We start from the raw sequence: 25,359 nt of genomic DNA, 5'->3' as shown, positions 1-25,359 counted from the left end.
GGGGGGGGGGGGGGCGGGGGCGCCCGCCGGCCGCGGGCGCCCCCCCCCACCGCGTGCGTGGCCGCGCCGGCGCGGGGGGGGGGCGCGGCCCACGGCCCGCTGCACGCGGTCCGCGGCGTCCCGCAGGGTGGCCTCGTCGGGCGCGGTGACGAGCACGTCGATCGTGTCCGAGCCGAAGCCGGACGCCGCCGCGCCGAACGCCACCTCGCCCGCGCCGGGGGTGTCCTTCAGCCGCTCGGTCAGCCGGTCCTGCAACGCCTCCAGGTCGGTGCCCTCGCGGACGGTGGCGCGGACGCTGGTGTCGCCGTCACCGCCGAAGCCGAACGCGGCCAGGCTGTTGTCCGTGCCGACGGTGACCTGGTAGGTCTCGACCTCGTCGGTGTCGGCCAGCACGCCCTCGAGCTTGCGCGCGGCCTCGTCGCGCGCGGCGAGGCCGGTGCCGGGCGGCAGCTTCTGGCTGCCCTGCAACGCGGTGCCGCCCGCGTTGTCGATGAAGTTCGTCTCCAGGGAGCCGGCCAGGCCGAGCGTGCCGCCGAAGATCAGCACCGCGATCAGCAGCGTCGCCCAGCGCCGGGTCGTCGCGAACCTCAGCACGGGCACGTAGGCGCGCTGCAACGGGCTGCGGCGCTCCTTCTCCAGCGCCGCCTCGCGGGCCTTCGCCGCCTCCTCCGGGTCGGTCGGCACGGCCGGCCGCTTGAGGAACCAGAACGCGAGCACCGGCACGATCGTCAACGACACCAGCAGCGACGCCAGCAGCGCCACGGTGACCGTGACGGAGAACGGGCCGAACAGCTCGCCCGCGATGCCGCCGACGAACGCGATCGGCAGGAACACCGCGACCGTGGTCAGCGTGGACGCGGTCACCGCGCCCGCCACCTCGCGGGTGCCGTCGAGCACGGCGCGCTGCTTCTCCTCGCCGTAGCCGAGGTGCCGCTTGATGTTCTCCAGCACCACGATCGAGTCGTCCACCACCCGGCCGACCGCGATGGTGAGCGCGCCGAGGGTGAGCAGGTTCAGCGACAGGTCGCCGGTGTAGAGGGCGATCAGCGCGACCACCACCGACAGCGGGATCGACACCGCCGTCACCAGCGTGGACCGCACCGACAGCAGGAACAGCAGGATCACCACGACCGCGAACAGCAGGCCGAGCAGGCCCTCGGTGGTCAGGCCGCTGATCGCCTTCTCCACCTGGGGCCCCTGGTCGAACGCGACGGACAGGGTGGAGCCGGCCGCCTCGCCCCACGCGCCGAGCTGCTCCCGCACGCGCTGGGAGATCTCGACCGCGTTGCCCTCGGAGGTCATGGTGACGCTGATGCCGAGCGTGGGTTCGCCGTTGGTGCGGGTCAGCACGGTGGCGGGCGCGGGCGCGGACTCGACCTGCGCCACGTCGCCGAGCCGGACCGGCCCGGCGGGCGAGGCGAGGAGCAGGCCGCGCAGGTCGTCCACCGAGGCGACCGGGCCGCCGACCTGCACGGTCAGCGCCTTGTCGCCGTCCGCGACGGTGCCGGCGGGCACGACCGCGCCGGCCGTGGTCAGGGCCGTGGTGAGGGCCTGCGGCTCGACCCGGGCCGCGGCCAGCCGGGCGTAGTCGACGGTGACGGTGACCTGGCGGTCGCGCTCACCGCTGACGGTGGCCTCCCGCACGCCCGGGATCGCCTCGAGGTGGGGCACGACCTCGGCGCGCAGCCGGGCCGCGGCGGCGATGTCGTCGTCGCCGGAGGTCGCGGCGAGCGCGATGACCGGGATGTCGTCCGTGCTGCCCTGCGCGACGGTCGGCTCGACGCCCTGCGGCAGGCGCGGCTGGAGCCGGTTCACCGCCTGCTGCACCTGCGCCACGGCCGCGTCGACGTCGGTGCCGTAGGTGAACATGACCTGCACGGTCGCGGAGCTCTCGGCGGAGCGGGTGAACACCTGCTCGACGCCGTCCACGCCGCGCACGGCCGACTGGATCGGCTCGGCGACCTGGCCGTCCACCAGGTCCGGCGACGCGCCGGGGTAGGGCGCGATGACCACGGCGGCGGGCAGCTCGATGGACGGGAACAGCTGCTGCTTGATCGAGGGCAGCGCGAGCACGCCGAAACCGATCACGAGCAGGCTGAGCAGCCCGACGAGGCTTCGGTTGGCCAGGCTCAGGCGAGCCAGCACGGACATCGTGGGAATCTCCTTGGTGGGCGGACCTGCCGGCGCGTCGCCGTCGGCACAGCCGACTATCGGGCAACCGCACCGGGCGCCGCGGGCGGATGTGCGAACGGTGGCACACCCCACCTGAGAACCGGCTCAGACATGGGTTGGCTGCGCCGCCGCACGGACGGCCCTGACCTGCGCCAACCGGGTCGACACCGGATCGGGTGACGTCAGGTGATCTTCATCACGGAGGCCGGGGGGCGGGCCCCCGGCCTCCTGCACCCACGACGGCGCACCCTGCCGGACGCCCTTGGTCACGACCGCCGCCACGGATGGGCCGCCGGCTGTGGGGGTCCGGCGGCTCGAACGCATTACGAGGGCGGCGCGCCGTCCGGTTCAGCGGTCCGGTTCGGAGTGCCGCAGTGCCGCGTGGCGCAGCCCGGTGCGGCGCAACCAGAGCAGGCCCAGCACCGGCAGGACGAGCGGCACGAACCCGTAGCCGCCGCCGAAGTCCGACCACACCGTCGCGTCCGGGAACGCCGCGGGGAACACCAGGCTCGCCGCGCCCACCACCAGCACACCGGCCAGCTCGACGCCGCACGCCAGGTAGGCGACCCGCCGCGACACCACGCCCGCCAGGGCGGCGGTCGCCACCACGTACACGACCGCCGCGAACGCCGACAGCACGTACGCCAGCGGGGCGTGCCCGAACCGGGTGGCGAGCTGCACCGCCGACCGGGCCGTGGCGGCGACGGCGAAGATCCCGTACACCGCGATCAGCATCCGGCCCGGACCGGACCGGGTCGTCTCCCGCAGCACGTCCGACCGCTCAGCCATGGGACGTCCAGAGCTGGTTCAGCCGCAGGATCATCACCGGCACGCTCACGCACGCCACGGCCAGCACCCCCGCGCCCCACCGCGACCGGTCGCCCAGCGCCCAGAACGCGCCGACCGGCAGCACCGCCACCGACGCCAGCAGGTAGCCGAAGAACGTGGGCAGGTCCAGGTCGCCGCGGTCGCCGCCGAGCACCAGGGCGGTGGCGACCACCGCCTGCGCGAGCAGCCCCACCTCCAGCAGCACGACCACCGCGGCCAGGCCGAGGGTGGGTTTGGTGGCGAGCGTGACGGGCCGGTCGGTGATCACCAGCACGAGCGACCACAGGGCCGCGACCAGCGCCACGACCGTCAACGCGGACGCGAGGAGTGAGATCATCAGGTCTTCCGTTCGTGAACTGCCACCGCGCAACGTACCCCGCGCGGCGTCGGCCGCCTCAGAGCGCCCGGCGCAGCGCGGCGGCCAGGGCCGCCTCCTCCCGGTAGGCGACGGCCACGCTCCCGGTCAGGCCCGCGAACCGGCGCGACGCCTCCCCCGCCGCCGCCGACGCGGCGGCCCGGTCGCCGGCCTCGGCGAGCCGGTGCGCGTGCCGGCTCAGCGCCACCGCCAGCTCGGCCGCGAACCGGTCCGCGTCCGACCGCGCCAGCGCCCGGTAGATGTCCACGGCCCGCGCCGTCTCCTCCACCGCGCCCGCGCCGCCGCTCGCCGCGGCGAGCTGCCTGCCGTACCCGACGAGCCTCATCACCAGCTCGCGCTTCGACGGGCTCGACTCGGCGTCCCGCAGCTCGTCCAGCAACGCCACCGCGGCCCGCGCGGCCCCACCGCGGCGGGGCTCCCCGGCGACCTCCACCAGCAGGCCGTAGCCCTCCGCCAGCAGCGGCTTGTAGCGGGCCGGGGCGGACGCGACGAGCCACCGCAGGTCCGTGACGGCGCGCTCGGCCGTGGCCAGGGCGCGCAGCGGCAGCGACGCCGCGGCCAGCCGGCGGCCCAGCTCCAGCCGCCGCCGGGCGCGGGTCGTCGGGGGGAGGTCCGCGGCGAGCGAGCGTTCGAGCAGCAGGCACGCGCCGAAGTCCGCCGAGCCGCCCGGCGGCAGCCGCGACACCACCTCCTCCACGGTCTCGGGGTCGGCCGAGGCCGCGAGCGCGGCGAGCACCACGTCCGGCGAGGTGGCGACCAGGTCGGGACGGGTGGCCGCGACCTCGCGCACGAGCGCGCGCGGGCCGACGCCGTCCGCCGCCGCGACCCTGGCGAGGGCGTGCCGCGCCACGTCGTCCTCCCGCGCGACCAGCCGGTCGAACACCGCCCGCACCGCGCGTCCGGCCAGGTTCAGCCGGGGCGCGCCGGCGGCCACCGCGTCGACCAGGTCGGCCACCAGCGGACGCGTCCGGATGCCGACGACCTCGTCCTCGGCGTCCGGCGGGTAGCAGCGCGTCACCGCGTCCAGCAGCGCGGCGGACCCGCCCGGCGCCTCCTCGACCAGCCGGCGCGCCGCCTCCCGGGTCACCGGGCCGGCCAGCGTGACGGACAGGACCGCCTCGGCGAGGCCCGGCACGCGCCGTCCCAGCAGCCTCGGCCACGACTCGGCCTCGCAGGCGAGCAGGTGCGCCGCGAGCCGGGCCGGGTCGTCGGGCGGCGGAGCGTGGCCGCGCACGGTGAGGGCGGCGGCGAGCGCGGTCATCGCGACGGTGGCGGGCGGGGCGGGGGAGGGCACGGCGGGCGGCACCACGGTGATGTCGAGCGCGTCGCCGAACGCGCGGGCGAGCCGGGTCGGGGAGCACTGCGGGGGCGTGACGCGCGACTGCGACACCTCCGCCTCGGGCAGGCACTCCTGGAGGGCTTCCCACCAGCGGCCCGGGGAGCGGTCCAGCACCACCACGCGGAGGGGGCCGGCGGCCGGGTCGTCGAGGAAGTGCGCCAGGTGGGCGGGCGGCCACACGGCCGTGTCCTCCACGACGAGCAGACGCCCCACCGCCCCGCCCGCCGGCACGGAACCCCCGGCCGCGTCGGACACCGGCACGACATCCCCGGCCGCGTCGGACACCGCCCCGCCCGCCGGCGCGAAGCTCCCAGCCGGGTCGGGTTCCGCCGCCCCGCCCGCCGACGCGAAGCCCTCGGCCGTGTCGAGGACGCGGTCGCTCCTGTGCCGCTCCGGAGTTCGACCGGGTTGCTCCGCCGCGCCACCGACCGGCCGGGCGGGGTCCGCAACAGTCGCGGGCAGGGCGCGGCGCACGTCCCACCCCGCCGCCCGCGCGGTCCGGGCCAGGCCCGCCGCCACCTCGGTCAGCCCGTCGCCCCTCGGCTCGTACAGCAGGCGCACCGCGACCGCCGCCGATCCCGACAGCCACCGGGTCAGCTCCGGCAGGTTGTCGTCCAGCACCGGCTCCGCGAGCCACGGCGCGCGCTCCAGGAGCGTGCTCGGCAGCACCTCCCCCGTCGCGGCCCCACCCCGCGGCCCGAACACCGGCAGCACCCCGGGCCGCGGCAGTTCGCGCAGGTCGTAGGCGTGCCGCCGGGACGTCCGCACCCGCACCGCCCCGGCCGGCACGGCGACCAGCGCCTCGCCGCCCGCCCGCACCCGCACGACCCGGCTGCCCGCGGCGGTGGTGACCTCCACCAGGACCGGGTCGGTGGCGACCGCGGTCAGCACCTCGCCGTCGCCCCGCTCCCCGCCCAGGCGCAGCACGCCGTCACCCAGCGACACCGGCAGCTCGGCGGTGCCCACGTCGTCCTCCACGAACCACGCGTCCTGCGGCGTCAGGTCCGGCGGCACGTCCGCGACGCTCACCCGGTCCGGGTCCAGCCGCTTGTTCACGACCTGCGCCAACCGCCAGGCCGCCCGCGTCGCGAGCACCGACCTCGGCAGCCGCCGCCACGCGCCGAACGCCCAGTCCGCGATGCCGTCGCGCCGCTCGACCACCAGCGAGTAGTGCGCCCGCCGCAACCGCCGCGCCGCCTCCGCCAGGTCCTCCGCCGACCCGCTCAGCGCGAGCCTGGTGACCTGCTCCTCCAGGTACAGCGTCGGCGGCAGCACGGGCCGGTGCACGGCGTCCAGCACGTGCCACACCAGCCGGATCGGCTCGCTCGGCTCGGCGTCGCGCAACCGGCGCGCCAACGCCTCCCGCAGCACCGGCAGCGCCTCGGCGCGCAGCGACACCGCGTCCGGCCCGCGGGCACCGACCAGGTCGCCGAACCACAGGTCGGACTCCGCGCCGACGTCCAGCCTCGGCAACGCGGTCAGCCTCATCGCCCGGACCAGCTCGGGCTCGATCCGGGTAGCCGCGCTCAACGCCACGGCGAGCTGCACCCCGCCCGGCAGGCGGTCGAAGTCGCCGCGCAGCTCCTCCTCCAGCCGACCGGTCAGCCCCACGACGACCTCGCCCCCACGTGCCCGGCGGTGGTCCGCCGGTCCCACGTCACCAGCGGCAGCAGCGCGGTCAGCCACGCCGGTCTGCGGTCCGGCGGCGCCGGCACCAGGCCGACGGGCGCGCACCCCCGCCACCGCATGTCCCGCACGCACGCCTCCCACGCGGCCCGCCGGTCGCGGCGCGCGCCCAGGCCGAACCCGGACAGCACCAGCACCCGGCCGCCCGCGGCGGGCGGCCGGTACGGCTCCCACGCCTCCTCGTCGTCCGCGCCGCAGCCGTCGGACGGCGTGCCGGCGAAGTACCGGACGTCGGTGACGCTCGCGCCCATCACCTTGCGCACGTCCTCCACCAGCACGTCCTGGTCGCGCCGGAACGGCTCCATGTCCGCGCCCCGGTCCACCAGCACCTGCACGCCGTACCGGGACGTCGGGACGGGCTCGCGCGGGATCTCCCGGACCGGCCGGCCGCGCGCGATCGTGTCCAGCAGGGCGGCCACGTCGACCGGGCCGTCCGGCACCCACCGCGACAGCATCGCCGTGATGATCGCCCGGGTCGACGACCTCGCGAACAGCGGCTCGTGCGGCGGCCTGGCGCGCAGGTGGCGCTCCTCGGACGGGGGCAGCCGCACCACGTCCCCCCACGGGAGGGGTTCCGGGTCGTCCGGCGTCAGCGGCCGGACCGACGTGCCCGGTCGCCGCGGCCGCCACCGCGGCGGCACGGGCGGCGCGAACGGCGCGGGCGGAGCCGGTGGCTCCGGGATCCGCGCGGGGTCGGCGGCCCGGTCCCGGCCGGGCCGCCGCGACGGTCCCGGGTCGGGCGGCACGGCCGTCCCCTCGTCGTCGGGCGGGCCGGTCAACCCGAGCAGGGCCGCGACCTCGCGGATCGTCGCGGGATCGGTGACGCCCAGCCGGGCCTGCGCCCGCACCAGGTCGCCGAACCACAGGTCACCGGCCACCGCCCCCTCCTCCCGCCGCCGCGACCCCGGCCGTCGGCCTGGTCTTCACCAGCACGAGCCGGCGCAGCAGCTCCCACCGGTCGTCACCGGGCCGCACGCCCGTCTGCCGGCAGGCGCGGAACGCGTCCAGGAACTCGGCGGTGCTCGGCTTGCGCAGGTTGGCCGCCACCGCCTGCTCCCGCGCCTCGACCAGCGCCCCGGCGAGCGCGTCCGCCAGCGCGCGGTCCGCGGCGGTGACCGCGCCCTCCTCCGCGGCCAGGTGCGCCACGGCGATCTCCACCAGCTTCCCGTGGTCCGCGTCGGGCACCCAGGCCACCACGCACCGGCGCAGGAACGCGGGCGGCAGCTCGCGCTCCTCGTTCGTCGTCACCACGACCAGGTGTTGGGCCCCCGCGCCGGCCGCGGCGCCGGCCGGCGCCTCCTTCCGCACCGTCTCGCCGATGTCGGACACGTCGAACTCGCCCGAGCCGAGCGGCACCAGCAGCCCGTTGGGCAGGTCCGGGTCCGCCTTGTCGATCTCGTCCACGAGCACGACCGCGTGGTTGCCGGACACCTCGCCGTCCCGGGGGCGGCACGGGTCGGTCGCCTCGAACCCGGCCGGCAGCGGCCCGTCGCCCGGCACGCCCCGCCGCCGCGCCCGGCCCGGCGCGAACGCCCACCACAGCACGCCCGGCTCGACGTACCGGTGGTCCTGCCACTCGTACCGCTCCTCCCGCGCCCACCTCGTCTGGGCGTCGGCCAGCCGGTGCACGCTGTCGTAGGTCCACAGCAGGTCGCGCGCCTGCGTGCGGGCCGTGACCACGTGCTCGTAGTACCGCCACTTCCGCTGGTGCGCGATGTGGCGGGCGAGCGACGACTTGCCCGACCCGGGGTCGCCGCGCAGCAGCAACGGCCGCCCGGTGGCGAGCGCGACGTCGACCGCGAGGGGCATCCCGTCGGGCATGACGTAGACCGAGGGGTTCCGGTCGGGTGCATCCGCTGGGGACACGGCGGTCAGTCCTTTCCGCGAAACGGGTCGGGCACGTCGGCCGCGCGGGCGAGGTCTTCGATGAAGCGCTGCGCCTCCCCGGTCTCCTCCTGGGACAGGGGGCGCAGCACCACCGCGTCGTCGTCCGGCGTGCCGACGCGATCACCGGTCAGCAGGAGCACGGTCACCTCGGGGTGGTCGTCGTGCAGCCGGCGGACCGCGTTGCGGGCCGTGTGCAGCGGCAGGTCCCTGATCAGGGCGACCAGCACGCGCCGGACGCGCCCGTCCAGCCGCAGCGGCGCGGCCGCCGACCGGGCGCGGCGGTCGAGCGCCCGCTTGAGGGCGAGCAGGAACTCGTCCTCGGCCGCCTCCGAGTACGCGTACTCGGGCGGCCGGTCGACCCGGTGGTCGTGCCGGAACTGGACCGCGCGGCGCGCGTAGTCGAGGCCGACCCACTCGTCCGCCGCGCCCAGCTCGACCCGCCGCGGCCGGCCGCCCGCCACCGCGAGCAGCTGCACCGCCTGCTTCTCGTCCACCCACGTCGGGCGCAGGTAGTCGACCAGCTCCTCGCGCCTGCTGCGCTCCATGCCGATCCGCAGCCACGGCATCGCGGCCACCAGGTGGCTGCCGCTGGACCGCGTCACCAGGAAGGAGGCCAGCACCCGGTGCGCGTCGCGCTGCCCGATCACCTGGCGGCGCTGCGCCTCGGTCAGCTCCAACGCCGTCACCGCGGAGGTCAGGTGCTCGCCCCGCAGGTGCCCGAGGTGGCCCGCCACCAGCTCCACCCAGTAGTCGGCCTCCGCCGGGTGGCGCGGCGCGGGCACGGCGAGCGCCTGCTCCACCTTGTCCACGATCCACCGGGCGGCCGCGCGGTCGTCCCGCGGCGGCCGCAGGAAGTGCAGGTCGCGGATCTCGGCGAAGACCTCCAGCGCCTCCTCGCGCGAGACGCCGGGGAACACGATCGGCACCACGGCGGTGAGGTTCGCGCCGGCCTGCCGCCGGGTGTTCGCGACCCACGACTCCCGCTGCACCCACTTCGAGCGCAGCGCGTGGCGGTCGATGAGCAGCACCACCGCCGAGCACTCCATCAACGCCACCGACAGCTGCTCCTCCCAGCGGTCGCCGCCCCGCAGGTCCTCGCTGTCCAGCCAGGCGTAGTCGCGGCCCAGCAGGGCGTACAGCTCCTCCTTCACCCGGCCCGCCAACGTCGGCCGCCCGTCCGGCCCGTGCCCGCTCGTGCTGTGGCTGATGAGCACCACCGGTCTGGTCCTGGTCACGTGGCCGCCCTCCCCTCGCCGTCCGACGACTCCCACAGGGCGAGCCACGCCTGGTTCTCGGCCGCGAGCAGCCGTTCGCACGCGGCGACGAACGCCGCGTCGGGGATCCGGCCGGACCGCCGGCCCGCCAGCAGCGCCTCCAGCTCGTCGGCGGTCTGGCTGTAGGCGAACTGCAGGTACTCGTAGCGGGACGCCTTCGCGTGCGCGCCGACCGCGGTCGTGGCGGTGGTGACCACGCCCAGCCACACCGTCGCCTGCGTCAGCTCCAGCGTGCCCGCCGCGACCGACCCGAGCGCCGCCGCGACGCCCAGCCACCACTCGACGCGCCGGCACCACTTCGCGCTGCGGCCCATGCGGCGCGCCCGCGGCCGGTAGTAGTCGTCCACCTGCTCCCGCGCGCGGTGCCGGGTGTAGGTGTCCACATCGGACACCGCCGGCAGCGGCTCCGGCCGGACCGCGGCGGCCGACACCCGTTGCCGCAGCTCCCGGTCCACGGGCGTGAGCCGGTTCGCGGTGGCCATCAGCACGTCCTCGCGGTCCGCGCCGTCGTAGGGCGACGCGCCCGCCAGGTAGGTGTACACCTGCGCCTTCAACGCCTCCGCCACCGCGCGCAGGGACGTGGCCACGCGCACCGCGTCCCGGTCGCGGGCCCGGCCGGCGATCGCGCCCAGGGCGACCGCGACCGCCGCCACGAACGCCAGCACCCGCGCCGTCATGCCGTCGAGCAGGCTCGCGCCGGTGCCCGCCGCCGCGGCGGCGACCGCCAGCACCAGCGCGAACAGCCGGGCGCGACGGGTGGCGTCGGTCGCCTCCCGCGCCGCCGCCGACCAGTCCAGGTGACGCCGCCACACCCGCTCGACGACGTCCGCGTCGACGTTCCGGTCAACCACCGAGCACCCCCGTGACGAGTCCGACGAGGAAGGCCAGCAGCACGAAGACGACGACCTTCACGGTGGGCGCGTACCGGTCGAACACCGGGTCCGGCGCGGTCACGGCGGGCAGCGGGTCGACGCGCCCGGCGGCCGGCTTCGGCCGGTGCGCCTCCCGGTCCGCGCACAGCAGGTCCGCCCACGGCAGGTCGGGGGCGGCGATCGCCAGCTCCCGCGCGTGCCGGACGCCGAGCGCCGGGCTGATCAGGTCGAGCTTCCCGTGCCGCACCGCGGTCTCCACGACGCAGCGCACCAGCTGTGGCGAGCTGCGCCGGTCGGCGACGACGGCGGACAGGCCGTGCACCACGTCCGGCGCGTGGTGCCCGACGTCCTCCAGCGCCGCGCCGAACGCGAGCGCGACCGCGGTCCGGTGGCCCGCCAACGCGTCCAGCCGGTCCACCGCCCGCGGCGCGAGCAGCGCGTGGCGCATCCCGACCCGGTCGGCGGGGGTGAGGGCGGCCGAGCGCTCGGACAACCGGCGGCGCAGGTCCGGGTCGCCGGTCACGAGCCACCGCTCCACCAACTCGGCCGACGACACCTCGTCGTCCTCCCCCGGCCGACCACCGACCGGCGCCTGTCCGACTGCCGACTCCGCGACCACGGAACTCCCGACTGCCGACTCCCCGACTGCCGACTCCCCGACTGCGGACGCCCCGACTGCCGCGGTCCCGACTGCCGCGGCCCGTGACCCGGCCGTGCCGGGAGATCCGGCACCGGGCTGTGCACCGGCCGCCGCAGGCGATCCGGCCACCTCGGGGAACACGGACGCCGCGCCGTGCCCGGCCGCGCCGCCGGACACGGCCACCTCGTCGGCTCCGGCGCGGGAGCCGGCCGCGGACTCCCCGTCCCCACCGGCGAGCCCGGAGAACCCCGTCGGCGACCCCACGACGGGGTTGCGCGGCGCGGCGACGCCCGCGGTCCGCGCCCGCAGCTCCAGCAGCCGCTCCCCCATCCGCGGCGACGGTCCGCCGGGCCCGGAGAACACCCGCTCCACCGCCGCGCGCCCGCCCTCCCGGTACAGCCGGACCAACCGGTCCGCCGCGGCCGCCTCCCAGTCCTCCTCCGGCGGGGCGGCGGTGAAGTCCAGCACCGACTTCGACACCGCGGTCACCTCCGCCGACCGGCCGGGCAGGAACGCGATGTCCACCAGCCGGATCGTCGTCGCGGTGAACTCCTTCTCGTGCGTGGAGAACGTCCACCGCCGGCGCGCGTCCGAGCCGTGCCACAACGGCTCCAGCAGCTCGACCGCGCCGCGCACCAACGGCACCTCCGTGCCCGGACCCGCGGCCACGACGGTCAGCGGCTCGTCCGGCTTGCGCAGGATCGCCGCGACCACCTCCGCCACCGACCGCTCGTGCTCCAGCGGCGCGGGGCCGAGCGGCGCGGGCAGCGGCGGCAGCGGCGCGCCGTCGTCGCCCCACGTCGACCAGCCGTCCCACCCCTCCAGCGCCAACGCCTGCCGCGGCGTCAGCACGTCCACCGGGCCGACCAGCACCTGCGCCGAGTTGCGCGCGTTGGTCTGGCCGTCGCCGACGCGGCGCATCACGGCCGCCGTCGAGTCCGGGTAGGCGAAGTACGACAGGCTCGACCGCGGCTCGTCGAAGTTGTAGTTGAACTCCAGCCGCACGAGCCCGACCAGGCGTTCGTGCCAGGTCTCCTCCAGCCGGCGGCGGAACACCGTGCTCCACAGCAGCTCCACCCCTCCCTGCGGAGGGGACCCGAACAGGATCCGGTCCAGCCCGACGCCCGCGCCCTCAGACCGAGTCATACCAGCGCCCCACCTTCCGTGCCTCGGGCCCGTCGAGCACACCGCTCATCGCCAGCAGGGCGACCAGCGGCCGCAGCACCCGCATCGCGCGCACGCCGCGGACGAACCTCTTGCCGATCGACTCGCTCCCGGTCGCCGACACGAAGTGCAGGGTGCACAACGGGAACTCGTGGAACGGGGTGAGCGACGAGTCGGCCCGGTGCTGGCTGAGGAACCCGTAGAAGTCCCGGCTCTCCTCCAGCAGCGCGGCGGCGTCCAGCTCGCCGTCGTCCTGCCGGCGGATCCACTTGTCGACCGGCGGCACGTACCGCAGCCGGTCCGACTTGTTGAGCACCACGCACACCGGCAGCTCGGCCGCGTGCGGCAAATCCTTGAGCCGCGCCAGCACGCGGGCGAACGTGGCGTTGCTCTCCGCCTGCCGCTCCGCGTTCTCCCGCGACACGCCCAGGGCGTCCTCCGGGGTCTCGACGAACATCACCGCGCTCGCGCCGATGAGGAACCGGCCCGCCTTGCCGGTGTCGCCGACGCTCAGGAAGTCCTCGCCGGCGATGTCGAAGAACGTGACCGGCCACGTGCCGGCGGGCGAGGAGACCAGCAGCACGGCGGCGAACCCGGTGAGGCCGTGCCGCGTGCCGGGCAGCTCCTTGCCCTGGGCGAGCTGGTCGAGCTGCTCGACCTGGAACCGCCGGTGCTGCATGTAGTCCATCGCCTGGGCGGTGAGGCCGTGCGGTTGCAGGCCGCCGCGCAGCAGCTCGGCGATGATCGACGTGAGCAGGTGCGTCTTGCCCGACTCGGTCCGGCCGACGATCCCGATCACCAACGGCGGCTTGTAGTCCAGGTAGGACGCCGGCAGGTGGTGCGGTTCGGTGTCCTGCGACGGGTTCGGGCAGCGCTGGTAGCTGTTGCGGCGGATGTCGCGGCGCTTGAGCGGGTCGTTGACCTTCTCCAGGTCGAGCCGCTCGTAGCCGCCGACCTCGCCGGTGGGCAGCCACAGCTCGTCCTCGCGCCACGCGAACCGCTCCAGGCACACGGGGCAGCGCACCCAGCGCGCCTCCGGTTCCGGGTTCACCACAGCCCTCCGTTCACCAGGACGGCCGTGACCGCCAGCACGACGACCGCCGCCGACACGACGGCGAGCCACACCGCCGACACCCGCCGCGCGTCCCGTCGCGGCGGCGCCGGCGCGGGCGCGTCACGGCCCGGCCGCTTGGCCACCAGCACCTCGTCGAACTTGGCCCGCGCCTGCCCGAACGCGACCGCGGTGCGGTCGGCCCGCGGCGGCACGCGGTCGGCCACGGCCAGCCGGTCCAGCAGCTCGACCGGGTGGGGCCGTTCGCCGGGCGTCGGCGCGAACACGCCCGCCAGCAGGTCGACCAGGGCGTCGCCCGCCGCGTGCGGGTCGGGCGTGGCCCCCACGTCGCCGGTCACGACGTGCAGCACCACCGCGCCCGCCGACCACAGGTCGTCGCGGACGTCCGCCGGGCCGTCGCCGGCGCGCTGCTGCGGCGAGCCGGTGGGGCTGCCGACGTTGCGCACCCGCGGCTCGCCCACCAGCACCGCGTGCTCGAACCCGACGAGCTGCACGTCGTCGCCGTCCCACCACACGGTCCGCGGCGAGATGTCGCCGTGCACGACCTTCGCGGCCTCCAGCTCCCGCAGCGCGTGCAGCAGGCCCACCTCGAAGCGGTGCTGCTGGTGGGTGAGCAGCCGGCCGGCCTGCCCGGCGACGGGCTCGCCCCGGTAGTGGGCCAGCAGCACATACGGCTCCTCGACGTCGATGTCGTAGCCGACCAGCTCGGACAGCCCGGTCGGGTAGGGCAGGCCCGCGAACCGGCGCGCCAGCCGCGCGCCCGCCCGGATCTCCCGGTCCAGCCGGTCGTAGAGGTCGTCGTCGGGCTGCCCCTCCGCGCGCGGCACCGACTTCTGCACCAGCCGCCGCCCGTCGGTCGTGACCAGCGGGCGCACCGCGAGCGGCGACCCGGTCGGCGGCAGCGGCGTCGCGGCCTCGCGGACCTCGACCCGCCGCAGCCCGTACCGCACGTCCCGGTACTCGAGCACCTGCCAGGCGGAGTTCACCACGGCCGCTCACCGTCCAGGGGCCAGAAGGGGTGGACGACCTCGGCGCGCAGCGGCACCAGCCGGACCACGCCCGCCGCGAGGCTGCCGCTGGTCCAGCGCACGTCGTCGTAGGCGGCGGCGACCGGGGCGTCCAGCCGGGGCCGGGCCAGGGTCGGCGCGAACCGGATCACCTGGGTGTCCGCGCCGGAGCGGTCGAGCCGGGCCAGGTCCTGCCCGGCGCACAGCTGGCGCATGCCCTCCGCGCCGGTGCGGCGGACCACGGCCAGGATCTCCGGCGTCTGCCGCAGGGTCTCCGCGACCAGCTCGTCCCGCCTGGGCGTGCGGCGGCCGAACGGCGGCGGCTCGTGCACGCCGCGCCGGGCGAGGTGGTCGGTGTAGCGCTCGAACAGCTCCCGCACCCGGTCGTCCACCTCGGAGGCGCCGTGCGCGGGCACGACGCCCAGCTCCAGGCTCGCCCACAGCGGGTCCAGCGCGGCGACCGCGAGGTCCACGAGGTCGTCCGCCACCACCGCGGCCAGCAGCGGGTCGTCCCCGCCGCGGCCGGTGTCGCCGGGCGACGCCTCGCGGCCGATGGCCCGCATCTCCGCCGACACCTCGTCCAGTGCCGCGGCGGCGGCCCGCAGCGCGTCCGAGGCGAACCGGCGTCGTTCGGCCAGCCACCAGTCGTGGTGCGCGAGCCGGTGCAGCACCTCGCCGACGGCGTGGGCCGCGCGGACCGCGTCGGCGGTGCGGGCGGCCGCGTGCCACCGGTGCGCGCCGAGCCGCCACGCGTGCACGAGCGCGAACAGCAGGCCGCCCGCGCCGACCAGGGTGAGCGGCGCGGTCACCTCGACCGGGGCCTCGACCCCGGCCACGCGGGCCAGGAGGAGCCCCGCCGCCACCGCCGCGCCGTGCGCGAGCACGGGCAGCGCGGTGGCCGCGGCCGGGGTGGACGGCCGGCGCGGCCGGGCGGCGCCCGCACCGGCCACCGCGATCACCCACAGCAGCCCGAGGACGAGCCCGAACACCCGGAACGGGCCGGGCAGCGACGCCGCGACCGCCGTCGCCGCGAACGCCGCCGGCAGCGTCACCGGCGGGATCGGCCACCTCGGGAACTCCGGCGGGTCGGCCAGCGCGGCCGACAGCCCCGGCGGGCAGCACGCGTCCAGCTCCGCCTCGACCCGCTTGGTGCCGCCCGGCGTGAGCCGGGTCGCCTCGCCGCGCAGCGCCGCGGCCACGTCGACCAGCGACCGGCCCGCGCCCAGCTCCTCGCCCACCACCGCGCGCACCTTCGCGGCCACCGCCGCGGGCTCCACCTCGGCGGGCGGCGCGAACCCGAACCCGGCCGGCCGCTCCCCGGCGGGCACGCCCGCGCGCACGCTCGCGCCGACGACCTCGGCCGCCTCGCGCACCAGCGCCACGTACGCGTCCAGCTCGACGCCCGCCTCCACCACGGCCGCGCGCACGTCCCGCCGCCCGGACGTGCGCAGCATCGTCGTCCACGCGCCCAGCAGGGCCGCCTGCCGGTCGGCCGCCTCCGCCGCCTCGACCGCCACCGCGCGCTGCCGGTCCACCCGGGAGTCCGGGGCCACGACGGAGACCCCCGCCTCCGGCCCGGCCAGGTCGAGCGCGACCCGGCCGGCCGCGCGGGTCGGGCCGGTCAGGCGCGCCACCGCGGCGAACCGGGTGGCCGCGACCTCGTCGGACCGCAGCGACCCGGACACCACGTGCAGCGCGGGGCTCGCGGTCGCGTGCGGGATGAGCCGGGCGCGCTCGACCACGTCGGCGAAGACGTCCTCGATGCCCAGCACCTCCTTCAGCTCCGCCAGCCCGGAGCCGCCGGTCGGCCGGTGCCCGGCCCGGCCCGCGTGCTCCGGTCCCCACCAGACGCCGTGCTCGTCGCCGACCCACAGCACGGCCGCGCCCTCGTGCCGGGTGAGCTGGCCGGGCAGGCGCAGCCGCGCGCCCGACCCGTCCTCGTCGGGCCGGCCGACCGCCACCACGATGAGCTGGAAGCCGGGCGCGCACAGGTGCTCGTAGAGCGGGAAGTCGCCCGCGACGTCGCCGACGCCGTCCACGATGACCACCCGGTCGACGTCGTCGAAGCGGTCGCCGCGCCGCGTCTCCCGCAGCCACGCCTCGCCGACGTCGCGGTCCTCCACCAGGTCGACCACCCGCACCGCGCGGGTGTTCGCCGTGCTCGCGGTCATCGCCCCACCCACTCCTCGAGGTCGCGCAGCGTGCCCTGCACCGGCGAGGTGACGCCGCGGAACGGCAGGTCGAGCGCCGCCGGGAACGTGCTGGTCCAGAACTCGCGCAACTGCTGCGCCCGGCCCGCGCCCGCCTTGCCGAGGCGTTCCAGCGCGGCGGGCAGCGCGGCGGCCTGCTTGCGCGCCAGGTCCACCACCACCCGGTACAGGTCCGACGGCATCGAGGGCGTCTCGTCCAGCCGGTCGGGCAGCGACGCCATCAGCCGCGCGCCGAAGTCGCGGCGGATGTCCTCGTCGTCGGTGAGCGTCCACTCCTCGTAGGCGCCCAGCACGCTGGCCCACGACGACATGCGGAAGTAGTCGGTCAGGTGCAGCCGCATGGAGACGTCGTCCGGGCCGCCCAGGCGCACCTGGATCGCGGTCGGCGACTCGGGGTCGCCCTCGGTCGTCACCTGCCCGTTCCACATCGCGCACAGCAGCCGGTGCAGGATCAGCACCCGGTGCTCCTCGGTGGTGGCCAGGTAGCTGAAGTCGTAGCCGGTGCGCTGCCGCCACTTCAGGAAGTCCTGGTCCTGCGGCCGGCGTTGCGCGTCGGACCACGTGCGCAGCACCTCGCGCAGCTCGGGCACCTCGGTCACGCTCATCGAGGAGCGGAACAGCACGACCACCATCGACTCGGCCGTGGTGGGGCGGAAGTCCAGCACGATGTCCGCGCCGCGCGGCAGGTTCACCTCCTGGCGCAGGAACTTCTCCAGCTCCGGGCTCGCGCTGCCCGCCGGGTAGGAGAACAGCACCTTCATCGGCCCCGCGCCCGGCGGCGAGAACCCGCCCGGCACCAGGCCCGCGAGCTTCTGCCGGAACTGCACCAGGTCGTCCTCGCCGACGCGCGCGGTCTCGGAGCCGGCCGCGGCCGCCAGCAGGTCCTGCAACGCGGGCAGCAGCGGCGCGCGCTCGGCGTCCTGGTGGCGGAACAGCAGCTGCACCTCGCGCTTGAGCCGCTCCCGGATCGCGCCGACCGCGCGCTGCGGCCCGTCCTGCAACGCCTGCCGGTACGCGGTGCGCCAGCCGTCCGGGCCGACCAGCTCGGTCAGCAGGTCCCCGACCGAGGCGGTGGGCCGCAGCCGGTCCTGCGCGGCGAGCGTCTCCACGAACCGCCGCCGCACGGCCTGGTAGAACGGCTCCAGGTCGCCGCCCTGCGGCGGCAGCAGGTACGACACGCCGACCCGCGGCCGGTACAGCTCGCGGGCGCGGCGGGTGAACCGCGGCGCGTCCAGGCGGGCGTGCTCGGCGAACGCCTCCACGATGTCGCGCAGCTGCGCGTCGGCCTGCCGCAGCGTGCGCTGCCACCGGCCGGCCTGCTCGTTCCACGCGGCGTGCCAGGCCCGCTTGGCCCGCCACTGGTACCAGCGGTTCTGCTCCTCGATGGCGTGCCGCACCACCGGGTCCGACCACTTGATCCGGCTGAACAGCCGGTTGCGCACGGGCAGCGGCTGCGGCGGCGCGAGCCCCACGCCGTCCGGCGGCTCCGGCTCCCCGCGCCTGCTCTCCAGGATGCGGGCGAACCCGCGCTGGTCGGCCGGGTCGGCGAGCACCGGGTGCCCGGCGAACACCCGGTGCACCCGGAACAGGTCGTGGTCGGCCAGCAGCAGCTCGATGGCCCGCTGCGGGTCGAAGTCCTGGGCGAGCTGCGGCACCCGCTGCCGCAACTGCTGCTCCAGCGCCGTCAGCGCGGCCTCCATCGTGTTCACCCGCGTGCTCAACGCCCGCAGCACCGCCTCCGCGCCCGCCGCGATCGGCGGCTCGGCGAACTCGACCGGCGCCCGCTGCCGCAACGGGTCCAGGTTCGAGCCGGTGAACATCTCGGTGATCGGGCCGCGGTTGCCCTCCGCCCGGCCGGGCGGCGGTTCCAGCAGCTCGGTGACCGCCTCGGCCAGCAGCCGGGAGCTGACGATGTCGGCCAGGTCGTCCACCGGCACCGTCATCGACGCCACCAGGCTCGTGGACACGCCCCGGTTGCCGATGCCGCTGGTGGACGGCAGCTCGCGCTCGGCGGCGCGGTTGATGAAGTCGTCCGCGAACGACTGGTACATCCGGTCCGTGCCCTGCGGCTGCCCGACCGCCTCGGTCGGGCCGGTGCCGATCAGCGAGAACACCAGCGACACCACCGACCGGTGCAGGTCCTCCCGCTCCACGCCGGTGCTGCGGCTGAACAGGAACCCGGTCTGCACGGTGCCCGCGCGCAGCCGCAGGTCCCCGCCCGTCGGGTAGCGCACCGACAACGCGCCGGTGAGGCCCATCCCGTCCAGCTCCGTGCCGGCGACCTGCGAGTTCTGGTCGTCCACGAGGCGGAACAGGTCCAGCAGGGCCCGGCCCGCGTTGAGCCGCGCCGGCCGGCCGCCGCCCAGGCCCTCCTCGAACGCCGACGGCATCAGCACCAGCGGGTAGATCCGGGCCCGGTAGCCGCTGCGGGCGAGCGCGTCGCCGATCAGGTGCAGGTAGTCGTAGAAGATGCCGCTGCCGGTGCCGCCCGCCACCGAGAACGCCACGAACACGTCGCAGGCGTTGCCCAGGCGGCCGCCGAGGCGCGACAGCTCGCCGCCGGACTTGTTGATCGCGCCGATCGCCCGGTTGATCGGGTTCTGCGCCGCGCCCAGCCCGGTGCGCAGCGTCTCGAACAGCGCGGCGCGGCCCACCGTCGGGAACTGGCCCGCGCCCTTGGCCAGCGGGCTGATCCGCGGCTCGCCGTCGGCGGGCGGCAGCCACTCGACGCCCTCCGACACGTTGAGCCGCAGGCTGCGCGCCACCTCCGGGTAGGTGTCGTGGCGCGGCACCAGGTCGCGCACCAGGTGGAACGTCCGCTCGGCGGCGGGCAGGTGCTCCGCGCCGGGCACCACCCGGCGTTGGAGCCTGCTGAACTCGTCCTCGCTCAGGTCGGCGTAGACGAACTGCAGGAACGACGGCAGCTGGAACGGCAGCATCCCCTTGCCGCCCAGCACCTCCTGCAGGTTCGTGCCGTCCGGGCCGCACAGCTCGCCGCGCAGCGTCCGCTCCAGCTCCGCGCCGATCAGGCAGCCGGTGCCGCCCAGGCCGACGAACAGGACCGGTTGGTAGATCTTCATCACGGTGTTCTTCCTCCAGCCGGTCAGAGCAGGTCGTCGTCGGTCGGGGCCGGGTTCCGCGGGGCGGCCTGGCGCACGGGCGGTTCCTCGGGGCGCGGGCGGTCCCGCGACGCGGCGGGCGCGCGCTCCCGGCCGGGCCGCTCGGGCTTCGGGGGCCGCGGCTCCCGCACCCGCACGTTGAGCGGCCGCTTGTCGCGGAACGTCAGCACCACGCCGCCGCCCGCGTCGACCTGCTCCCCCGCCTGGAGGCGGTGCCGCCGTCCGTCCGGGGTGGACAGCTCGGCGGCGATCCCGTCCTCGGCGCGGCGCAGCTCGTAGACGGCCTCGCCCTCGCGGGCCAGGTCCAGGTGCGTCGGCTCCCCGGCCGGGCCGCGGCGCAGGGAGAACCGGAACACCTGGGCGGGCCGGTCCTCGGCGCGCAGGTGCAGCGTCGCGCCGGCCGCCGTGACCAGCCCGGCCTCCAGGCCGCGCACGTCGCGCAGCCGCTTGCGGTTGCGGGTGCGCAGGAACACCACCACCAGCACCGCCACCAGCAGCACCGCGAGCGTGATCCACAGCCACAGCAGGCGCTGCAACCAGGTGGGCGGGTAGGAGACGGCGACCGTGAACGGCAGGGCGTGCCACACCGTGTCCGGGTCCGCGTCGTCCACCAGCCGCAACGTGCCCGAGTTGACCCCGATCACGGTGTTCGCGGCGAACCGCAGCTCGAAGTCCACCTTCGAGTCGCCGGACGCGGGCAGGTCGAACGTCGCGGGCGAGGCCGACACGACCGTGCCCGGCCCCTCGTCCACCACCACCAGCCGCACCCGCTTGGGCCGGCCCGAGTCGTTGCTGACGCTGATCGTGCCCGCCCAGGTCTCGCCGGGCGCGACGAACGGCACCGCGTCGGCCATCCGCGCCTGCGCCCGCACCACCGGCCGGCCGTCCTTGACCACGGTGTTCACCTGGCGCTCGTCGCCGGTGATGCCGATGCCGGACACCGCGCCGGAGAACTGGAGCACCCCCGAGGCGGACCCCGGCACGGTGACCGTGCCCGAGTAGAGGCCGTCGCGGGCGGTGCGGTCCGGCCCCTGGCCGTCGTCCGCGACCGCGACCGGGATCGGGTCGAACCCCTCGCCGGTGAGCCGCGCGGTGAAGCTGAGCTGGTCCAGCGCCGCCGGGTCCACCACCGCGTTCTTGCGGGTGTAGAGGCGCACGGCGACCGTCACGGCCTCCCCCGCGCCGGGCGCGGGCGGGCTCACCGTCAGCACCGCGCGGGCCGCGCCCTGCCACAGCACCGAGACGCCGACGACCTGGTCCGGCACGTCCTTGCGGCCGGTGACGCGCACCGTCCAGCGGCCCGGCGCCGGGTTGACCACCCGCAGCGCCTCCACCCGGCTCTGCTCGCCGCTGACCTGGAACGCCGAGTCGCCCTGCCGGCCCGACTTCGGCACCTCCCGGCCGTCGGGGTCGAGGTAGGCGACCGTGACGCGCGGGTCGGGCCGCACGACCAGGATCGTGCCGTCCGTGGCGACCGTGGGGATGTCGACGGGCAGCTCCACCGTCTCCCCGGCGGGGAGGTTCTTCTGCTGGTAGGGGCCCTTGCCCGCGCAGCGGCTCGCGCTGAACGCGGTCAGCATGGCGTCCACCACGTCACCGGCCGAGCCCACCACCGTCGCGGTCGGCTTGGGCGTCCGGTCGCCGCACGTGGCCTGCGCGCCGCCGGTCGCCAGGGCGTCCAGCTGCGCCTTGTCCACCGCGCCGAACCCCAGCGGCCACACCTGCACGCCCGCCTGGCGGGCCATCTCCAGCTGGCGCGCCACCTCCTGCCGGCCCGCCTCGTTGCGGCGCTCCGGGTTGTCCCGCTGCCCGTACTGGGGGCTGCCGGAGACGTCGAGCACGCCGTCGGTGAGCAGGAAGACGATCCGCGGCTCGCCCGCCGGCGCGTCGGTCAGCGCCGACAGCGCCTGGGACAACGCGGACGCGTGGTCGGTGCCGCTGCCCTCGGCGGGCTGCCGGACCCGCAGCCGGTCGATGCACGACGACAGCGACTCCTGGTCCTGGGCGGTGCGGACCGGTGTCGTCGGGCACACCACGTCGACGGCGCTCTGGTTCGGCCCGTCCTGGCTCGCGAACCCGACGACCGTGATCGTGGAGCCCGGCGAGTACTCGCCCTGCGCGATGACCTTCGCCGCGTCCTGCTGCTGCCGCATCGCCTCCGCGTCGATCGAACCGGACTCGTCCACCAGCAGCACCGCGTGCACCGGCTTGACCTGCGGCTCGTCGTCACCGGAGGCGGGTTGGGCGTGCACGGGCCCGGTGTGCGCGGGCCGCGCGTGCACCGGCTCGGCGTGCGCGGGCGGGACGAGGAACGCGATCGCGGCGAGGGCGACCGACCACCGCGCCGGCGCCGTGACCGACCGCGGCGGGCGACGACGCCGCCACCGCGGTCCGAACAGACCTGTGAGCATGGATCTCCCCTTGTCCGCATTCGTGTGGCCACGACCCGGCGAACAATCAGAATCGGCCGGCCGGCGTTCGAGGAGCGACGTCGCAGGCAGGCCGGGAATCAATTATGCGTTCGTTGCGATCCTTATAGCCCACCCCGGAGAGCCTGTTACGCAATCAGCGGAGTGTTCACTCTTTCAGATGAACATCAACACGATCGGGTGTATCCGGTGACGTTTTGATCTCACGGACAGCTCAGCACCACAACGGCGTAACGCGTGATCTACCTGCGTAGACGACGGATCGACCGCAAGATCGACCCGTCTCACCGCATCCTTCGGCCTCCGACCGGACAACCGAGGAATTCTCATGCCCAGGCGCGCGGCCGGACTTTTCCGCACGATTGCGGTTGTTTACCGTTTCGCGTCTTCACCCGTGCCGGAAATGCGTCGATCGCCCCGGTCGAGGAGAATTCCGCGCCGCCACACCTCGACCACGGCGGGACCGGCAGGACCCGCCCGTCACCCCGCGCGAGCCGACCCGCCTCGACCGGGCCCGGAACCCGTGCGGGTCAGGACAGCGTGACGCCGTCGACCACCACCGAGCCGCGCGGCGTGGCCACCGCGTCCGCCACCCGGGCCACGACCTCGTCGAACACCGGGTCGTCGTAGTAGTCGCCGTGCCCGCGCAACGGCGAGGCGACCATGTCCGGGTCGGGGTCGAGGAACTCGGGGTCGCGCAGCCGCACGTCGTTCCCGCACCGCACGCCCCACAGCCGGGGGTCGGCCGACAACCGCTCCTCCGCCGTCTCCGGCCACACCTGCACCGGGCCGCCCAGCGGGTCGGTCAGCCGGTGCACGTTCCACCACCGGTCGCCCAGGTCGGCGTGCAGCCGGCGCAGCTCGGCGTGCCCCAGGTAGTGCGGGAACAGCCGGGAGTACGCCCACTGCAACTGCGAGCCGTAGGTGACCAGCCCGACCCGGCGCAGCGCGGCGACCGCGTCCGCCTGCCGGATGTAGCGCTCGCCGTCGGCCGGGTCGGGCCGCTCGCTCTCCCGGCGCACCAACGACAACGCCGCGAAGCACACCACGCTGCCCTGGCTGTGCCCGGACAGCACCACCGCGCCCACGCCGTGGTGGCGGGCCAGCCGGACGACGCGCGAGGTCAGCTCGATGGTGGCCCGGCCGCCGTAGGGCGGCGGGCAGATGGGGTGCGCGAGCCGCGGCCAGAACGCCACCAGGTCCCACACCACCCCGACCGCCGTGCGCAGCTTCGGGCTCCGCCACGACCGCACGCCCAGCACCACCAGGACCAGCACGAGACCGGACACCACCAGGCTGCCCAGCGTGCCCAGCTCCCGCGCGGGCCGGGTCGAGAGCCAGTCCGCCAGGGCCGGGGGCGGCACGGCCCGCCGGCCCGGGTGCGCGAGCCGGGCCAGCGCGAGGCCGCCGCCCACCGTGACCAGCGCGCCGCCCAGCAGCGCCACCGCGCCGAGCAGCCAGTGGTAGCGGTACTTGGCCGACGCCACCCGCTGCGCCACCGCGACCTTGCCGATGCCCGGCCGGTCCGGGCGGCCCGGGTAGTCGGCCACCACGCCGTCCCGGACGGCCGTGCCCACCGCGTGCCGCACGCCGGACACCGCGCCGAACGCGTACAGGCCGCCAGCCGCGGCGACCGCGACCCAGGACGCCCACGCCGGCGCGGACGTCCACCGCAGCACCACGGCCACCGCCGCGACCGCCGAACCGGCGGCGAACACCAGCGCGCTGGACACCTGCCGCACCATGGCCGCCACGACCGGCGCGAGCAGCAGCACGAACGCGATGGCGAGCACACCCCACAGCCCCGCGCCGACCAGGTAGCCCGTGCCGAGCACCGACCCCGGCCGCCCGGACTCCGGCACCGGGTCGCCGACCCAGTCCACCACCCGGTACGCCAGCCCTCCGCTGAACCCGACCGCCAGCGTGGTCGCCAGCGCCGCGATCACCACCGCCCCGTACCCGTGCCACATCGGCCGGAACCGCCTGTCCGCGACCATCAGCTCCCGGCCGCGCGCGGAGCGCCGCATCCGCGCGCACGCGCCCAGCAGGACCACGAGCAGCACCATCGCCGACGCCGACAGGACGTTCGTCACCGCCTCGAACCCGGCCAGCGGCGTCACCGCGCCGACCGCGTCCGTCGGCAGCCGCCACAGGAACGCGGCCGCGACGCCCGCCGCCACCGCCGAGTACGCCACCGCCGCCCACTTGAGCGCCCGCGAGTTCACCGCCCGCCGGTCCGGCGACAGCGCCACGCACCCCACGGCCCACGCCAGCACCAGCACGCCCGCCCCGATCACCGTCCACGACAGGGCGTCGGGGGGCCGGTGCGCCTGCTCGGTCCGCAACGCGCCCGCGCACAGCACGCCGACCACCGCGCACGACGCCGCCACGTGCGCGTCCCGCAGCACGGGCGTGCGCGGCGACGTGTGCCAGAACGCGTAGTCGCCCAGGCTGCCGGTGCGGGTCTCCCACACGTGGTGCGTGCCCTTGGGCTCGTACAGGAACGTCTGCCGGCCGAACCACCACAGCACCGCGACCACCAGCACCGGCGGCGCCAGGCCCACCAGCAGCATCGCGCCGAACGGCAGGCCGTCGAGGAACCCCAGCCGCGCCGAACGGCACGCCGCCGTGCCCGCGCACTGCCGCACCAGCAGCTCCAGCGACGCGTAGGCGACGGCCGTGACCAGCATGCCCGTCAGCACCAGCGCGAGCAGCCGCAACACCGCCTCGGCGAGCCGGCCCGCGCCCAGCAGCGCGTACCGGGCGAGGTTGAGCACCGCGAACGGGATCAGCGCGAGCCACAGCGCCCGGCTCGCGCCGCCCGAGGTGAAGCGGCCCCAGTGGAACGCCTCCACCACGCGGGTCCGCCCGCTCGACAGCGCCCGCGCCGGTCGGCCCGCCCGCAGGAACCGCGCGACGTCGTCACCGGCCACCGGGGTCGGGAACGGGTCGCCGAGCACCGCTTCCGGTGGCGTCCCGGACACGCCGTGCACCCGCAGTTCGACCACGTCCTCGGGACGCATGCGCTCACCTGCCGTAGGTCGCCGTGGCGTGTTACCTACCGGATCGCCCTCGCCGGGTGACCCGTTTCCGCGCACGAGACACCCCATCGGGCGATCGGAGCCGTGGTGAGAGCATCGTGGGTGACGCCCGGTCGCCGACCGCGACCCGGACGCGTCCACGGCCCCGACCCGAAAGGCTGCCCACGGTGACCAAACCCGCCCGCCGCGACCCGAGCAAGCTCGTCGACGCCTCCGGGTTCCGCGAGTTCGTCCAGCACGGCC

At 76.2% G+C, this 25,359-nt stretch carries 15 protein-coding genes; all 15 read right to left on the bottom strand.

Going from position 1 to position 25,359, the window contains the following annotated elements; translation table 11 throughout:
* A partial coding sequence (locus ACFXGA_RS25215; RefSeq protein WP_378091722.1) for an efflux RND transporter permease subunit occupies nucleotides 1-2,151 on the bottom strand: 2,151 nt, incomplete at its 3' end.
* A gap of 369 nt (nucleotides 2,152-2,520) precedes the next feature.
* On the bottom strand, nucleotides 2,521-2,961 hold the full coding sequence (locus tag ACFXGA_RS25210; protein ID WP_378091720.1) for a hypothetical protein: 441 nt from the start codon (nucleotides 2,959-2,961) through the stop codon (nucleotides 2,521-2,523).
* Nucleotides 2,954-3,337 carry a hypothetical protein gene (locus ACFXGA_RS25205; RefSeq protein WP_378091718.1) on the bottom strand — a complete coding sequence of 128 codons (384 nt, stop codon included), beginning with the start codon at nucleotides 3,335-3,337 and terminating at the stop codon, nucleotides 2,954-2,956. The genes ACFXGA_RS25210 and ACFXGA_RS25205 overlap by 8 nt, the downstream gene beginning before the upstream one ends.
* Before the next feature lie 58 nt (nucleotides 3,338-3,395).
* A complete protein-coding gene (locus ACFXGA_RS25200; protein ID WP_378091716.1) occupies nucleotides 3,396-6,326 on the bottom strand; it encodes a hypothetical protein in 2,931 nt (976 codons plus the stop codon).
* Nucleotides 6,317-7,279, bottom strand: coding sequence for a hypothetical protein (locus ACFXGA_RS25195; RefSeq protein WP_378091714.1), 963 nt, complete (start codon nucleotides 7,277-7,279; stop codon nucleotides 6,317-6,319). Before ACFXGA_RS25195 ends, ACFXGA_RS25200 begins: the two co-directional genes overlap by 10 nt.
* Nucleotides 7,269-8,267 (bottom strand): AAA family ATPase, encoded by a 999-nt coding sequence (locus ACFXGA_RS25190; protein ID WP_378091712.1) that lies wholly within the window; start codon nucleotides 8,265-8,267, stop codon nucleotides 7,269-7,271. The genes ACFXGA_RS25195 and ACFXGA_RS25190 overlap by 11 nt, the downstream gene beginning before the upstream one ends.
* Before the next feature lie 5 nt (nucleotides 8,268-8,272).
* Nucleotides 8,273-9,523, bottom strand: coding sequence for a toll/interleukin-1 receptor domain-containing protein (locus ACFXGA_RS25185; RefSeq protein WP_378091710.1), 1,251 nt, complete (start codon nucleotides 9,521-9,523; stop codon nucleotides 8,273-8,275).
* Nucleotides 9,520-10,413, bottom strand: coding sequence for a DUF4231 domain-containing protein (locus ACFXGA_RS25180; protein WP_378091708.1), 894 nt, complete (start codon nucleotides 10,411-10,413; stop codon nucleotides 9,520-9,522). Before ACFXGA_RS25180 ends, ACFXGA_RS25185 begins: the two co-directional genes overlap by 4 nt.
* Complete coding sequence (locus ACFXGA_RS25175; protein WP_378091706.1) at nucleotides 10,406-12,220, bottom strand: hypothetical protein; 1,815 nt, start codon at nucleotides 12,218-12,220, stop codon at nucleotides 10,406-10,408. The genes ACFXGA_RS25180 and ACFXGA_RS25175 overlap by 8 nt, the downstream gene beginning before the upstream one ends.
* Entirely contained in the window at nucleotides 12,207-13,289 is a 1,083-nt protein-coding gene (locus ACFXGA_RS25170) for a hypothetical protein (protein WP_378091704.1), read from the bottom strand. The genes ACFXGA_RS25175 and ACFXGA_RS25170 overlap by 14 nt, the downstream gene beginning before the upstream one ends.
* A complete protein-coding gene (locus tag ACFXGA_RS25165) occupies nucleotides 13,286-14,299 on the bottom strand; it encodes a hypothetical protein (RefSeq protein WP_378091702.1) in 1,014 nt (337 codons plus the stop codon). The genes ACFXGA_RS25170 and ACFXGA_RS25165 overlap by 4 nt, the downstream gene beginning before the upstream one ends.
* Entirely contained in the window at nucleotides 14,293-16,488 is a 2,196-nt protein-coding gene (locus ACFXGA_RS25160) for a hypothetical protein (protein WP_378091700.1), read from the bottom strand. Before ACFXGA_RS25160 ends, ACFXGA_RS25165 begins: the two co-directional genes overlap by 7 nt.
* Nucleotides 16,485-19,607, bottom strand: a complete 3,123-nt coding sequence (locus ACFXGA_RS25155) for a tubulin-like doman-containing protein (RefSeq protein ID WP_378091698.1) — start codon at nucleotides 19,605-19,607, stop codon at nucleotides 16,485-16,487. The genes ACFXGA_RS25160 and ACFXGA_RS25155 overlap by 4 nt, the downstream gene beginning before the upstream one ends.
* Nucleotides 19,608-19,630: 23 nt before the next feature.
* Nucleotides 19,631-22,057: a VWA domain-containing protein gene (locus ACFXGA_RS25150; RefSeq protein WP_378091696.1), complete on the bottom strand. Its 2,427-nt coding sequence runs from the start codon at nucleotides 22,055-22,057 to the stop codon at nucleotides 19,631-19,633.
* Between the two features lie 548 nt (nucleotides 22,058-22,605).
* Nucleotides 22,606-25,098, bottom strand: a complete 2,493-nt coding sequence (locus ACFXGA_RS25145; RefSeq protein WP_378091694.1) for a hypothetical protein — start codon at nucleotides 25,096-25,098, stop codon at nucleotides 22,606-22,608.
* Nucleotides 25,099-25,359: the final 261 nt, after the last annotated feature.

It is taken from the genome of Actinosynnema sp. NPDC059335 (genome assembly GCF_042752395.1).
Classification (GTDB): Bacteria; Actinomycetota; Actinomycetes; order Mycobacteriales; family Pseudonocardiaceae; genus Actinosynnema.
Note: the sequence above shows the minus strand (reverse complement) of the source record. Positions and strands in the feature narration are given on the sequence as shown.

Excerpts from the sequence above, each read along its gene's own strand:
- ACFXGA_RS25210 (WP_378091720.1), bottom strand. The coding sequence starts at position 2,961 with ATGGCTGAGCGGTCGGACGTGCTGCGGGAGACGACCCGGTCCGGTCCG.
- ACFXGA_RS25205 (WP_378091718.1), bottom strand. The coding sequence starts at position 3,337 with ATGATCTCACTCCTCGCGTCCGCGTTGACGGTCGTGGCGCTGGTCGCG.
- ACFXGA_RS25175 (WP_378091706.1), bottom strand. The coding sequence starts at position 12,220 with ATGACTCGGTCTGAGGGCGCGGGCGTCGGGCTGGACCGGATCCTGTTC.
- ACFXGA_RS25160 (WP_378091700.1), bottom strand. The coding sequence starts at position 16,488 with ATGACCGCGAGCACGGCGAACACCCGCGCGGTGCGGGTGGTCGACCTG.
- ACFXGA_RS25155 (WP_378091698.1), bottom strand. The coding sequence starts at position 19,607 with ATGAAGATCTACCAACCGGTCCTGTTCGTCGGCCTGGGCGGCACCGGC.
- ACFXGA_RS25150 (WP_378091696.1), bottom strand. The coding sequence starts at position 22,057 with ATGCTCACAGGTCTGTTCGGACCGCGGTGGCGGCGTCGTCGCCCGCCG.
- ACFXGA_RS25145 (WP_378091694.1), bottom strand. The coding sequence starts at position 25,098 with ATGCGTCCCGAGGACGTGGTCGAACTGCGGGTGCACGGCGTGTCCGGG.